Origin of the sequence: Paenibacillus sp. FSL F4-0125 (assembly GCF_038008565.1) — a bacterium.
In the GTDB taxonomy this organism is placed as follows: Bacteria; Bacillota; Bacilli; order Paenibacillales; family Paenibacillaceae; genus Paenibacillus_AQ.
In genome coordinates, this window is record NZ_JBBOZJ010000001.1 from 3,600,267 (window position 1) to 3,613,497 (window position 13,231).

The 13,231-nt window shown below is 43.0% G+C and carries 15 protein-coding genes and 1 riboswitch; of the genes, 1 reads left to right on the forward strand and 14 read right to left on the reverse strand.

What is annotated here, in order from left to right; genetic code table 11:
• Nucleotides 1-55: 55 nt before the first annotated feature.
• The 13 genes from NST74_RS15855 to NST74_RS15915 all read right to left on the reverse strand — a co-directional run bounded on the left by NST74_RS15855 (nucleotide 56) and on the right by NST74_RS15915 (nucleotide 11,613).
• A complete protein-coding gene (locus NST74_RS15855; protein ID WP_042128147.1) occupies nucleotides 56-1,048 on the reverse strand; it encodes an ABC transporter permease in 993 nt (330 codons plus the stop codon).
• A gap of 32 nt (nucleotides 1,049-1,080) precedes the next feature.
• The gene (locus NST74_RS15860; RefSeq protein ID WP_339286713.1) at nucleotides 1,081-2,580 is read right to left on the reverse strand and encodes a sugar ABC transporter ATP-binding protein; all 1,500 of its coding nucleotides are present in this window, start codon (nucleotides 2,578-2,580) and stop codon (nucleotides 1,081-1,083) included.
• 235 nt (nucleotides 2,581-2,815) lie between these two features.
• On the reverse strand, nucleotides 2,816-3,661 hold the full coding sequence (locus NST74_RS15865) for a class I SAM-dependent methyltransferase (protein WP_339286714.1): 846 nt from the start codon (nucleotides 3,659-3,661) through the stop codon (nucleotides 2,816-2,818).
• A gap of 32 nt (nucleotides 3,662-3,693) precedes the next feature.
• Nucleotides 3,694-4,608 carry a DMT family transporter gene (locus tag NST74_RS15870; protein ID WP_341113147.1) on the reverse strand — a complete coding sequence of 305 codons (915 nt, stop codon included), beginning with the start codon at nucleotides 4,606-4,608 and terminating at the stop codon, nucleotides 3,694-3,696.
• Between the two features lie 141 nt (nucleotides 4,609-4,749).
• Nucleotides 4,750-5,886, reverse strand: coding sequence for a zinc-dependent alcohol dehydrogenase (locus NST74_RS15875; RefSeq protein ID WP_076283791.1), 1,137 nt, complete (start codon nucleotides 5,884-5,886; stop codon nucleotides 4,750-4,752).
• 79 nt (nucleotides 5,887-5,965) lie between these two features.
• Nucleotides 5,966-6,784 carry a VanW family protein gene (locus tag NST74_RS15880; protein ID WP_341113150.1) on the reverse strand — a complete coding sequence of 273 codons (819 nt, stop codon included), beginning with the start codon at nucleotides 6,782-6,784 and terminating at the stop codon, nucleotides 5,966-5,968.
• A complete protein-coding gene (locus NST74_RS15885) occupies nucleotides 6,785-7,309 on the reverse strand; it encodes a cysteine hydrolase family protein (RefSeq protein WP_341113152.1) in 525 nt (174 codons plus the stop codon). It abuts the gene before it with no gap.
• A gap of 128 nt (nucleotides 7,310-7,437) precedes the next feature.
• Entirely contained in the window at nucleotides 7,438-8,160 is a 723-nt protein-coding gene (gene queE / locus NST74_RS15890; protein ID WP_341113153.1) for a 7-carboxy-7-deazaguanine synthase QueE, read from the reverse strand.
• Complete coding sequence (locus tag NST74_RS15895) at nucleotides 8,153-8,635, reverse strand: 6-pyruvoyl trahydropterin synthase family protein (protein ID WP_341113155.1); 483 nt, start codon at nucleotides 8,633-8,635, stop codon at nucleotides 8,153-8,155. Before NST74_RS15895 ends, queE begins: the two co-directional genes overlap by 8 nt.
• Entirely contained in the window at nucleotides 8,635-9,297 is a 663-nt protein-coding gene (gene queC / locus NST74_RS15900; protein WP_445668144.1) for a 7-cyano-7-deazaguanine synthase QueC, read from the reverse strand. Before queC ends, NST74_RS15895 begins: the two co-directional genes overlap by 1 nt.
• Before the next feature lie 29 nt (nucleotides 9,298-9,326).
• Nucleotides 9,327-9,800 (reverse strand): preQ(1) synthase, encoded by a 474-nt coding sequence (gene queF, locus NST74_RS15905; RefSeq protein ID WP_036687775.1) that lies wholly within the window; start codon nucleotides 9,798-9,800, stop codon nucleotides 9,327-9,329.
• Between the two features lie 162 nt (nucleotides 9,801-9,962).
• Nucleotides 9,963-10,006, reverse strand: a riboswitch (PreQ1 riboswitch).
• A gap of 75 nt (nucleotides 10,007-10,081) precedes the next feature.
• A complete protein-coding gene (locus NST74_RS15910; protein WP_341113158.1) occupies nucleotides 10,082-10,768 on the reverse strand; it encodes an ABC transporter permease in 687 nt (228 codons plus the stop codon).
• Nucleotides 10,765-11,613 (reverse strand): ABC transporter ATP-binding protein, encoded by an 849-nt coding sequence (locus NST74_RS15915; protein WP_341113161.1) that lies wholly within the window; start codon nucleotides 11,611-11,613, stop codon nucleotides 10,765-10,767. The genes NST74_RS15910 and NST74_RS15915 overlap by 4 nt, the downstream gene beginning before the upstream one ends.
• A gap of 210 nt (nucleotides 11,614-11,823) precedes the next feature.
• Here NST74_RS15915 and NST74_RS15920 point away from each other — a divergent pair, with 210 nt between their 5' ends.
• Nucleotides 11,824-12,159 carry a hypothetical protein gene (locus NST74_RS15920; protein ID WP_042128166.1) on the forward strand — a complete coding sequence of 112 codons (336 nt, stop codon included), beginning with the start codon at nucleotides 11,824-11,826 and terminating at the stop codon, nucleotides 12,157-12,159.
• A gap of 60 nt (nucleotides 12,160-12,219) precedes the next feature.
• Here NST74_RS15920 and murB read toward each other — a convergent pair whose 3' ends face one another.
• Nucleotides 12,220-13,131 carry a UDP-N-acetylmuramate dehydrogenase gene (murB, locus tag NST74_RS15925; RefSeq protein ID WP_042128167.1) on the reverse strand — a complete coding sequence of 304 codons (912 nt, stop codon included), beginning with the start codon at nucleotides 13,129-13,131 and terminating at the stop codon, nucleotides 12,220-12,222.
• Between the last annotated feature and the right edge of the window lie 100 nt (nucleotides 13,132-13,231).

Sequence of the window (13,231 nt, forward strand, 5' to 3'; positions counted from 1 at the left end):
ATCTTCCCCCTCGTCATTTGTTTGTATATCACTCCGTATGGAGATAATACCTCGTTCACTGCTTCCGTCGGCGAAGAATATCAGCATATACTGCTATGATGATGACAACACCGACAATGACTGTCCGCCATTCCTGAGCAACGGACATAATTTGTAAGCCATTCGTCAGTACACTCATAATCAGCGCACCAATAATCGTACCTAAAATTGAACCTACGCCCCCACTCAAAGATGTGCCTCCAATAACGACAGCTGCTATAGCTTCAAGTTCATAACCAGTGCCAAGTGACGGCTGGGCTGAATTTAGTCGTGATGCCATCAAGATACCAGCAATTCCGCTGAAAATTCCTGTGATAGTATAGATAACAATCTTCCATTTGACCGTATTCACACCTGATAGGCGAGTTGCTTCTTCATTGCTGCCAAGAGCGAAGTTATAGCGTCCAATAATCGTCTTCGACAAAATGATACTTGCGATAACCCCCAGCAATAGGAAGATAATGATGGTATTCGGAATGCCTGGGATCATCTTCCCCATTGCAATCTTGGCAAAAATCGGATCATCATTGAAATAAATCGGCTTGGCACCCGTTATAACAAGTGATAATCCTTTAGTGACCATCATGATTGCTAGAGTGGCGATGAATGGTGGAATATTCATCTTCGCCACCATTAAGCCACTTATAAAGCCGCATAGTGCACCAGCTAGAATCCCGCCTACAATTCCGAGCGGAACGGGTAGACCCCAGAATGTAATGATGACACCAACCATCACAGAGGAGAAGGTCATCACAGTACCCAAAGCAAGGTCGATTCCACCCGTAATAATTACAAAGGTTGCTCCTAGTGCTAATACACCAATTACAGCTGTAGAGACGAGGATCCCGACTAAATTAGAAAATTGAAAAAAGTTACTTGATGCTATTGAAAATACGATGACCAGTATGATCAAACTTGCGAATGCTAACAATTTTTGTTTAAACCCTGATTGCGCCCCGGCTTGCTTAGAGCCAATAGACTGACTAATCCCTTTATCTGCGATCTTCATGACCTTGACACCTCCGATAAACTCTTGAACGATTATGAACGCATCGTCGCATATTTCATTATCGCTTCTTGCGATGCTTCTTCTGCGAGTAGTTCACCAGTTATACGTCCTTCACACATAACAATAATGCGATGGCTCATTCTTAGAATTTCTGGTAGATCTGAAGAGACTATAATGATCGCCTTTCCCTCACTCGCTAGCTGATCAAGCAGCTTATAGATCTCACTTTTCGCTCCTACATCAATACCACGTGTTGGTTCGTCGAAGATCAACACATCGCAATCTCTCGTTAACCATTTCCCGATAACTACTTTTTGCTGATTGCCACCGGATAAGAATTTGACTTTTTGACTTACACTTGGAGTCTTAGTTGCTAGTGCTTCCGCATGCTGCTCCGCGGACTTTCGCATCTCCCGTTCTCTCATCCATCCGAATACATTACGGAATTTATAGAAGGAAGCAATTGCATTATTCATGCTAATGTCCATATCTACAAGCAATCCGTATCGTTTGCGATCTTCAGATAAATAACCGATGCCATGCTGCACCGCTTGATGAGGCTGTCTTATACGAACCGTATTTCCATGTAGCTTAATCTCACCCTTATCGATAGGATCAGCCCCAAATACGGCACGAACAACCTCAGTACGTCCAGCGCCCATTAACCCAGCGAAGCCCAGAATCTCACCTTTATTCAGATGAAAGCTAATATCTTTTAACAACTGTCCACTGGATAGATTTCTAACCTCTAATACGACTTGCTGTGTCTGCAACGAAACCGTTGGCTTCGACGTTTGATACAGTTCACGGCCAACCATCATGCTGATAATTTGATCAATCGATACCGAATCCGTCCGAATGGTATCCACATAACAACCATCCCGCATGACTGTAATGCGGTCTGTGATCCGTTTCAACTCATCCATGCGGTGAGAAATGTATATAATCCCTACACCTTCTAATCGTAATTTCTCGATCATCCGAAACAATTCGTTAATTTCCGTATCTGTCAGGGCTGCAGTTGGTTCATCCATGATCAGTACCTCCGCATTGAAGGACAAGGCTTTGGCGATTTCCACCATTTGCTGATTAGCGACCGTCAGGTCTGAGACCAAGCTCTTCGGATCCAGCTTTAGATTCATTTGATTAAACAATTCCTGCACTTTACGATTTAACTCCAGATCATCAACGAACCATTTCAGTGCCTTCCGCGGCTCACGGCCAATAAATATATTTTGGGCCACTGTAAGATGCGGCATTAGATTCAGTTCCTGATGAATAATACTGATCCCGAGTTCCTGTGCAGCGCGTGTATTGACAATCTCCACCTCAGATCCCTTGTACCACATCTGACCCGCATCCTTGGAATACACCCCTGTTGCAATCTTCATCAGGGTAGACTTCCCTGCTCCATTTTCACCAACTAAGGCATGAACTTCCCCATGCTTCAGCTCAAATTGACATTGATTCAATGCATGAACACCTGGGAAAAATTTATCAATCCCCGTCATTCGTAGTAATACTTCGTCCATTTCATAACCACCTCAAATCCTTTATGAATGCTTTTCCGTAAAGAAACCGCTTTCAAATATTGAATGTAAAATTATTGTATTACCTATACGTTTCCAATGTAATGGAATATTCTCCGTAAAAAAGTTTAAAAATTTATGTTTTAAACATGAAAAAACGACTGCGCCGTCCTCTCAGGGACGATGCAGCCGTTTCTACGAGAAAAATAAGGTTATTGTAACGTGTAAACACATACTCTTACAGGTTCTGACCATTACCAGCCACCAAGGTGAATGTCTTTGGTATTCCTTTATCATAAACATCAGAGGATAGATTGGGTTCTTCGATCAATTGGCGGATCACAAGCCCGGAACTGGCAGCAGCTGTTACAATTTCTCCAAGCGTCCAGCGACGCCAATATACCACGCTATGCTCCTGTTCGCCTGCTGGTTTGCTTGTTGAAGGCAAATACTTAGAGTATGAGACTCTTTTTTCTTCCAATGTCGTATCGAAGTAGTCACCGCTGACTTTGTGTTTGCGAACCTTCGCTGTAGAACCCTTCGAGGATATAAGCTTAGTCGTCACAGGATGGAAATCGCGCAGAACAAAAATCCCACCAGGAGAAAGTAAATGGCGGACGGTTTCCATAAACAGAGCAAGGTCGGTAAAGTAATGAACAATCCCTAACTCCGCAAATACGATATCATATGAACCATCCAGTACGTGATCTGGAAGCTTCAGAACATCCGATACGATATAGTTAAGCTGAACACCCGCTTCTTGTGCGAGATCAGCAGCATAACGCGCATTAGCCTCCGAGAAGTCGGCAACAGTTACGTCCGCCCCGAGTAATGACAGAGCGACTGCCTTCATTCCGTTTGATCCCATGAGATTCATCATCTTTTTACCCTGTACATCTCCAAAATAAGAAGAGAGCGGGTACAGCTTTGCACTTGGTTCCTTGATTAACTTGGCCGCTGCCTCTGACGGTGTACCAAATCGAGCAACCCAAGCTGTGTACGTGTCTTCGTTCCATAGTTCCTCACTTGTTGGCGAAGTGCCTTTTCCAGGATGCAGTTCTAAATTTTGATCTTGTTCTTCCATACCTTGCGACCCCTTTATGATTAAAATATCTGTTATGAAGCATTCTGAATGGCATCTGCCACCTGAATTGTTTTCTTTCTTCCAGCGTACAAATATACGCCCAGTCCAAACATAACCAAAAGTCCACCTGCCCATTGAAGCGCAGTTAATTGTTCACCCAAGAGCAGATACGCAAGGATACTTGCCCCCACTGGTTCTCCTAAGATGTTCATAGATACCGTAGTTGCGGATACATACTGAAGCAGCCAATTAAATAAAATATGCCCGAACACCGTTGGAACCACTGCTAGCAAAACGAAGATTCCCCACTCATTCGCAGGATAATTAAAAAATGAAATCCCCATGAACAGATTGTATATGGCAAACACACCAGCCGCTGATAAGAAGACTATCAAGCTATACAGGTATGAGGGCATGCGCACTACAAGCTTTTGACCGATAAGCATATGCACAGCGACCGCTACTGTTCCACCAACCGATAACAAATCACCTTTAAGATTATCTGCAGAGATACCAATATCTCCCCAACCGATAAAAACTACTCCGCCAATAGCAATACTCAACCCTAGAATAGCAGACACAGCTGTTTTTTCCTTATACAAAAAATAAACGCCCAGCATAATAAACACGGGCTCCAGCGCCATGATCATTGTTGAACTAGCTACCGAAGTATACTTCAAAGAGCCCATCCAAAGCAAAAAATGTAGCGCTAGCATAGTGCCTGAGAGCACTAGCATGATCCAGTCTTTTTTACGAAGCGCGAACGCTGCTCCGCTGTATGGTCTTGCAAAAGGCAACATCAGCAGCGAGGTGAACAACAGCCGATACATTCCTTGTATAGATGCTGGTGCTGCAGACCACTTGATAAAAATGGCAGAAAAAGAGATGGCCACAATCCCAATCAACATAAAAATTGGAATAGGAAGTGGCGGTGTTTTAAGCTTCACATGGTACGCGTCCTTTCACTATCTTAAGTCACTTATGTTAATTTAACGCAGACCGTGAAAAAATGCATCTATTTTCATCAGATTTCACTAAAAAAAGCATAAGCAATGTCATTTCTGACGAGAGCTCATGCTTCTTAAAGGCTAAGGTTTCAGAACCACCTTGATGCAATCCTCTTTTTTCTCACTAAAAATGTCATAGCCATGCTCCGCTTTGCTGATAGGCAAGCGATGCGTAATGATATCTGTAGGATCAAATTTATTCTCTTTAATCATCTTATAAAGCAAAGGCATATAGTGAATCACTGGAGCCTGTCCCATTTTTAAAGTAATGTTGCGTTCAAATAGATGACCCAGAGGGAACATATTGTAATTAAGCCCATAAACTCCTACAAGCTGAATAGTTCCGAATTTACGTACGATATCCGAGGCCATTCTAAATGCACTGAGTGAGCCTCCCTGTAGCTTCAGAGTGGTTTCCACTTTCTCCAAAGCAGATATTTTGGCATCCAAACCAACACAGTCAATAACTACATCTGCGCCCCCATGTGTTATCTCCTTCAAATGAGCTTCAATATCCTTAATCTCTTCAAAGTTATAAATTTCGACATTATTGGTCAGCTTCGCATGCTGCAGACGGTAGCCAATATGATCAACCGCAATGACTCTTGAGGCGCCTTTGATCCAGGCAAATTTCTGAGTAAGCAGTCCAACAGGCCCGCAGCCGAGAACAATGACTGTATCCCCTGGCTTCACTCCGCCGCTTTCGACTCCCCACCAAGCAGTAGGCACAATATCAGATAAGAAAAGAATTTTCTCATCTTCCATTTCTGCATCCTCAGGAACGACAAAAGGGCCGAAATTACCATAAGGAACCCTCAGTAATTCGGCTTGCCCTCCTGCAAAGCCCCCATAAGTATCGGAATAACCCAGATATCCTCCTGTGTCCTTGGCGTCATTAGCATTGTCGCATTGACTCTCCATCTCATGCTGGCAGAAGTAGCATTGACCACAGGCTACATTAAAGGGAATAATGATCCGGTCGCCTTTCTTGACTTTAGTTACGTCTGGACCGGTCTCCTCAACAATCCCCATGGGCTCATGACCAATAACATAGTCATCATGCATACCTGGAATTTCACCGTTAAAAATGTGCAGATCTGAGCCACAAATCGCTGTAGAAGTAATTCGAACAATAATGTCATCCTTTTTCTCAATCTTCGGATCAGCAACCTCTTTAACTTTCACTTTCTTCTTCCCTTGGTAGGTTAATGCTTTCATGCTGTTAATCCGCTCCTTTGGAAATGGTATAGAGATATAAGGATCACGCCTTCTATGTTATATCCCTAAGCCTAGCCTCTTATCCGTGAAGAAGCGGAGAATACATCATAAGCGCATAATTATCCGTTACAGCTTCATCTCCAACCAGCTCTCCGGTCCGTGTAAATACTTTTCGACTAATCTTGTTACTGCGGATATACCCTCCCCATGGTTCTAAGCTTATCCGATGATCACTTTCGTACACCTCATATTTATAAAGGCACTGCTCATTGCATCTCCATTCCCCATGCAAATGACTGTCATCCAGCCAGAGCTTTAATTGATACGTTTGATTCGTGTTATTCTTCACTTGAAGATCCAAATAATTATAAGAACAGGTAGCCCCGCTTCCAAATGGCTGTGTGCGCTGTTCATCTGGAAATACATCATAGCTGTGCCGATGCCGTTCCGTAACCGTAAGAGGAGTATGCAGTGTCATCCAGTAGATCAGATTAGACAGCTGGCATAGCCCCCCGCCAACTCCAGAATGAAAACCGCCATAATGTAGAACCATACCTTCCAGATAACCTTTTCGCTTACTGGGCTTGCCGATGCTTCTCCAATAGGAAAACGTCTCCCCCGGCCGCACCATGAGTCCATCCAGTTTCGCGATCGCCAGCCGTAAATTTGTTATTTTATTATATTGAAGCACCATATCTACATTCCGAAGACTACGTAATAACGGTGTAGCGTGAGTCATTGCCTCATAAGATAAAATATCACTAGTGCGCTGCTTCGCCATCTTGCCGCGATCAGTACACCATTTCAAGTATCTTTTCCAAATAAAATATCGCTTTCCGGCAAATAGTCTAAGTCGAGAACGCTGAATAGGTTTCATGGCAACCTGTGGGGTATTCATCTAGAACTGAACCTCGCTTTCAGCTCGTAACTGGGCGAATCTACCTCCAATTACCGCATTATGATGCTTAACGATCTCTCTACTACTCAGAACCCCATTATCAAAGGTGCTATGAGCATCTGAAACCAGCACACTTTTATATCCCATGCTATATGCACGTCTTATCGTTGTATCTAGACAGAATTCACTTTGCATCCCACAAATCACCAGATTCGTGATCCCGAGCTTCTGTAGCTCATCTTGCAACACGGTTTGGTGAAAAGCATCCCAAGTAGGCTTCTCCACAATAACTTCGCCTTCCTGCGGTGTGATACGGTGACTGATCTGCCATGTGGGCGTACCTTTTGTGTATTCCTCATCTTCCGTATGTTGAATATAAACAATTGGAGTACCTGCCACCCTAGCCTTATGCTGAAGGGAAATAATTCTCTCCATCACACCCTCTTCATCGTACAGCTTTTGATCAGGATAGGAGAACATAGCTTCTTGAACATCAATGATTAACAGTGCCGTTAAATTTCGCATTAGGTACCTCCTATAACTTTTATGAAAATCATACCAGATTATGGGACATTCTATCTACCTTTTTAAAGACTCAACTCAACAAAAAAAGGGCATCTGCTATGCAGACACCCCTTACATTTCAATCCTTTTTACTTGCCACGCTTATTATGCCAGATTAAAGCATGCAGCTGTGGCAGTACACGCACTCTATTCATTTCAGGGTCTAAGATTACTTTATTAAACAACCATTCCAGCCTTCCCAAAAGTCGAGCAGAAATGTCTCCTTCTTCAGTGACATCATCATTCCCAGGCTGCAGAAAAAGCTGCACATTGGGATATCGCTGGTGAATGTCTTTTGCATAATCAAAGTCCTTATCGTCAAACACAACGACTTTTAGACTGTGTGTGGAACGGCCCAGATTCTCCATCTTATTCATGATGTTATCTAGCATTTCCCAATTCGTTGTCATCCCTGAGCTTGGCGGCTTCGGACTAATGGTCAGCACATCCACGTCATTGAACCATTCCTGCCATTTACTGCCCTGAGTTTCTATTGCAGCTTGTATCCCTCGCTCATGTAGCAGGTTAATAAAAGTGCCCATCCCATCACCAATTAAAGCAGGATTGCCGCCTGAAATCGTAACACAGTCGAAATTATCTCCAGCTATAGCTATAAGTTCATTCATAATCTCATCCGAGGCCATCATTCGAACCTTATCCTTAGCCGTACCATCCCAAGTAAAAGCGGAGTCACACCAGCCACAGCGATAATCGCAGCCATAGGTTCGGACAAACATAGTCTTCACACCAATTACCGCACCTTCACCTTGAATGGTCGGACCGAAGATTTCAATTACAGGAATCTTACTCACAGTCACAGCCTCCATACAAGCGGTAAGATGGTCCATCCTCAGGGATATCTTCAGCGAGCACTTCCGCCCAAGAGGTTGGTGTCTCCCATAGCTTTACAGCGTACAAGGGCAGCCCCGCTTGCTTAAGCTTGTAAGCTATATATGAAGACATATTCTCAACGGTGGTCCGGAAAGACAGCAAAGCTACTTTGGAACCCGTATTCGTTAACGTCTCTAACACAGGTTCATTTCCCATAGCGAGAAAAGCATGATCTAGACGCTCCACAAGGCTTTGTTGCACTGTTGTTTTGATATCGCTGAAATCAATTACAAACCCTTCGTCCGAATGGCCTTCCGCGGTCATAGGTTTGCCCTTAAGCACTACTTCGAGCTTATACGTATGACCGTGCAGGTTACTGCACTTCCCTTTGTGACCCACTAACTGATGCGCCGCGTCGAACGTAAATATTTTGCAGACTGAGACCTCGTTAAGCATTAAGAACGGACCTCCGTTCTTTCCGCCTCATATTGTTCAAGTCCCCGCTGACGTAATAGACATGCTGGACAAGTTCCACAACCTCTGCCAATTATGCCGTTATAACAGGTCAGTGTGTGTTCGCGAACATAATCAAAATAACCCAGTTCATCGGCCATCTTCCACGTTTCTTTTTTATCCAGCCACATCAGCGGAGTGTGTATTGCAAACTCATAGTCCATAGATAAATTCAGCGTAACATTCAATGATTTCACAAAGACATCACGGCAGTCCGGATATCCGCTAAAGTCCGTTTGGCAGACTCCAGTAACAATATGGGAATAACCTAATTGTTTAGCTAATATTGCGGCAAAAGATAAAAATAACAGATTTCGACCGTCCACAAACGTACTAGGAAGCTCATCGCCTTCGCCAGCCACAATATCAATATCCTGCCGTGTTAAAGCATTTGGTGCCAGCTGATTCAGCAGTCCCAAATCAAGAATATGCTGTTTTACATTAAACTTAGCTGCTATTTCTGTAGCAACTTCGATTTCAGCCGCATGACGCTGATTATAGTTGAAGGTAACTACCTGCACTTCCTCAAAATGCTTCAATGCCCAAATCAGGCAAGTGGTGCTATCTTGGCCGCCGCTGAATACAACTAGTGCTTTTTTATTCATCTTAATCTCTCCTTATCAACTTATTGGGATTAGCGGTTGTCCACTTTTTCCGGATAGAGGTCGTGATTGATCAAGCGGTGCTCCGCCATCGCCTCATACTTCGTACCCGGTCTTCCATAGTTGCAATAAGGATCAATAGAAATGCCTCCACGCGGAGTGAATTTGCCCCATACCTCAATGTACCGTGGGTCCATCAGTGAGATCAGATCATTCATAATAATGTTGACACAGTCCTCATGAAAGTCACCATGGTTACGGAAGCTGAATAAATACAGCTTTAATGATTTGGATTCCACCATCTTCTGTTCAGGAATATACGAAATATATAGTGTGGCAAAATCCGGCTGGCCTGTAACAGGACATAAGCTAGTAAACTCAGGGCAGTTGAATTTAACAAAATAATCACGCCCAGGATGCTTATTATCAAATACTTCCAGAATGTCTGGATCATAACCAAACTTGTACTGCGTTCCCTGATTACCAAGCAAAGTGACTTCTTGCATTTCCTCTTTTAATCTTCCTTCTGACACGACAAAAAACCCCTCTCTTTTCCTTCGGCCTTGGCCGGTAATGGAAAGAAGAACGAGATTTCGAAAACTTGGCTCCACTAAGAAGAAACGGAAGCAACGTCCGGGTATGGACAGCATCCGCTTATACGGTTTAATATACTCTTAGTTTTTTATAGAGGGAGTTCGCGAACCTCTCCTGCACAATCCGTGCAGACTTCTTCTTTAAGCATATTGCGTCTTGAACTATACCATGGGTGGCCTGCTCCTGACAAGTTCTACTCTTTCTCGATCTTCCAAATCCAAACTGAAAGCACCGCAATCCATATGAGCAGCAGCAGACTTTCTACAGGTAATATCCCTTCTCCATTAAGAATACTGTTCAAATTCTGGGTGATTTCAATACTCGGCAAAGCTGCAAAGATTGGATAAGTCCATTCTGGAAGAGCCAAGTAAACAGAAGCCACCAAGAAAAAAACAACCATAAAAGCAGAGCTGATGGCCGAGCCATTTTTGGAGGAACTCACCTTTAATCCGATGATAATTCCAACTTGTACAAAGATCATTCCACCCAATAACATATATATCAACGCAGACAATACATCTATGTTCAACCCTTGATTAAGTATATAAACTATCAGCTGTGAAAATAACGAAAAGACAAGAACAGAACCCGCCTTAGCAGTAATGATCTGACCTCTGCTTAACGGTGAGATCAACAGTGCATCATAAGTTTTACTCTCTCGTTCCTCAATTAATCCTGGGCCGGTAATCATGATTCCAACCATTACTTGTGCAAACAATATCCAAGTAGAAAGAAGCATGAAATCTAGACCGCTCTTGTCCACTACAGTGATGATTATTTTAGCCATAAATATAGGCAACACAATTAGAATTACAGTCGCTGGATTACGTAGTATATCCTTACATTCATGCTTAAACAGCTTCCATAACGGATAACTCAACTTAACTCACTTCCCGTCAAGGCAGCAAATACATCTGCCAGAGAAGCCTCTTTACTGTGCATACTTATCATTTGATGATTAGACATTAGCTGATAAATATGATCTTTTGTAGACGCTTCTGCTATCGGCCAGGATTTCATAATCACTTCTCCATCCTGCTGATATTTCACTTCAATTTCTGGTTTACCATACATGGTCTTAAGTCTATGGGGTTCATCAAGTGCCACCAATGCACCAGCGTGCATGATCCCTACTCTATCGCTTAATTCTTCTGCCTCGTGCATATCATGCGTTGTTAAGACAATAGTTGTGCCTTTATCTTGAATACTCTGGATGTGATTACGAATGAGTGAGGCTGAATTTGGATCTAATCCACTCGTAGGCTCATCTAAAAACAACACTTGAGGCTTATGTAATAATGCTCTGGCGATTAGGACACGCTGCTTCCAGCCTTTGGACAAGCTACTTACCTTAGCTTTTTCCTTATCTAACAGTTGAAGAATTTCCATGACTTCATTCACCCGACTGGCTGCTACCCTATACAGGTCAGCGAACAGCTCTAGATTATCTCGGATAGAACAACGCATATACAGATTGGGAAGCTCGAAAACAACGCCAATTTGGGCATGAATTTCTTTTTTATGACGTAAAATATTCATGCCATTAATTAAAATTTCTCCGCTTGTAGACTGAAGAAGACCCGTCATCATTCGCATCGTGGTCGTCTTACCAGCACCATTGGGACCTAGAAACCCAAAGACTTCTCCCTTCTCCACTGCAAAAGTTATTCGATCAACCGCACACCTGTCCTGATAATACTTGGAGACCTCAGTTAGCTGAATCAAATGACACTACCCCCTTTTTCGAATAGTTAATATCTATCCTTATTCTGGTTGTAGAGGATTATCTCTGCTGTTGCTATTCTGTAACATTCGCTATAGCTTAGCACCATCCTTTGTTCATTTTCACTCAGATGTGGCAAAAATATGGATTCAAATCCTACAAAAAGGGTAACTTAAACCTAATAATCTTTGAAGTAAAGGTGGGATCATCTTATGGAACAAAGCATACAGAAATTGATGGACTGGATTAACAGTCATGTAAATGAAACCATTGTTATTGAAAAGAAAGAGCTTCGTGATCTGGATAAAATTCATTTTAATCTGGAGGCCGTTGAGTTCCGGAGTGCGGAGGATGTTATCGATGATTATCTAGGGAGTGCATTAATATTAAAAGGATTTGGCAGTACTTTAAACGCTGATGGTGAGCTAGTATCTCTACCACATTCCACCTATGACTTAGCTATTGACGGGCTTCGTATTGAGGATATAGGTGATCTCAAGGCGGAAATAACTACAGATAGAGCTAAATACACCCTATCAGTGGATTGAACCATAAGTGATAACAGCAAAAGAGCCCACAGTAATCTGCGGGCTCTTACTAATTAGAGGTTATTCTTCTCCAATGATCTCCACTTCAGTTTCCAGCTCCACTCCGAATTTATCCTTCACAGTCGATCTTACATGGTGAATTAACCCGATGTAATCACTGGCAGTTGCATTATCTGCATTTACAATAAATCCTGCGTGTTTCTTGGATACCTCAGCACCACCGATTCTTGTTCCCTGTAAGCCACTCTCTTGAATTAACTGACCCGCAAAACGACCTGGAGGACGTTTAAAGACACTCCCACAGGATGGATACTCAAGCGGCTGCTTCGATTCACGCAGGTAAGTAAGTTCATCCATTTTCGACTTGATGGCTAACGCATCACCAGAAGTCATAGCAAAATTGGCCTCAAGCACGATGTATTCACCGCTTGCGAACACGCTTTTTCTATAACCCCATTGCAGCTCATCCCCTCGCAGAGTCACTAATTGTCCGCTCTTAGTTATAGCCAGCGCGCTATGCAGTACATCTTTAATTTCTCCGCCGTAAGCACCTGCGTTCATGTATAACGCTCCACCAACCGTTCCTGGAATACCGCAGGCGAACTCAAGACCCGTAAGCTCCATTTCCAGCGCATATCTGGAAACATCAATAATCTTGGCGCCGCACTCCGCATACAAGAGATTATCACGAATTCCCATTCCGGTCAGTCCTGCCGTTTGCAGAACGATCCCACGCACGCCTCCATCACGGATAATCACGTTAGAGCCGTTCCCAAGTACCGTAAGGGTTATCCCATTTTGTTCAGCATATGTAACGATCTTTTGAATTTCATCATAAGTAGCTGGTGCCGCCAAAATATCAGCTTTGCCGCCCATTTTGGTATACACGTAATCTTTTAAGTTTTCATGACTCTTCACTATTCCTGCAGTCATTAATTGCTCTAGGTCATCTTGAATTTTGTCAATATTCATGTTTCATGCTCCTTTAACCATGTGAAAATGATGGTTCTTTGATCTATTTCAAGTAGTGGTATCATGGAATTGTAGGCAACCACAACTGTAACAACGAACA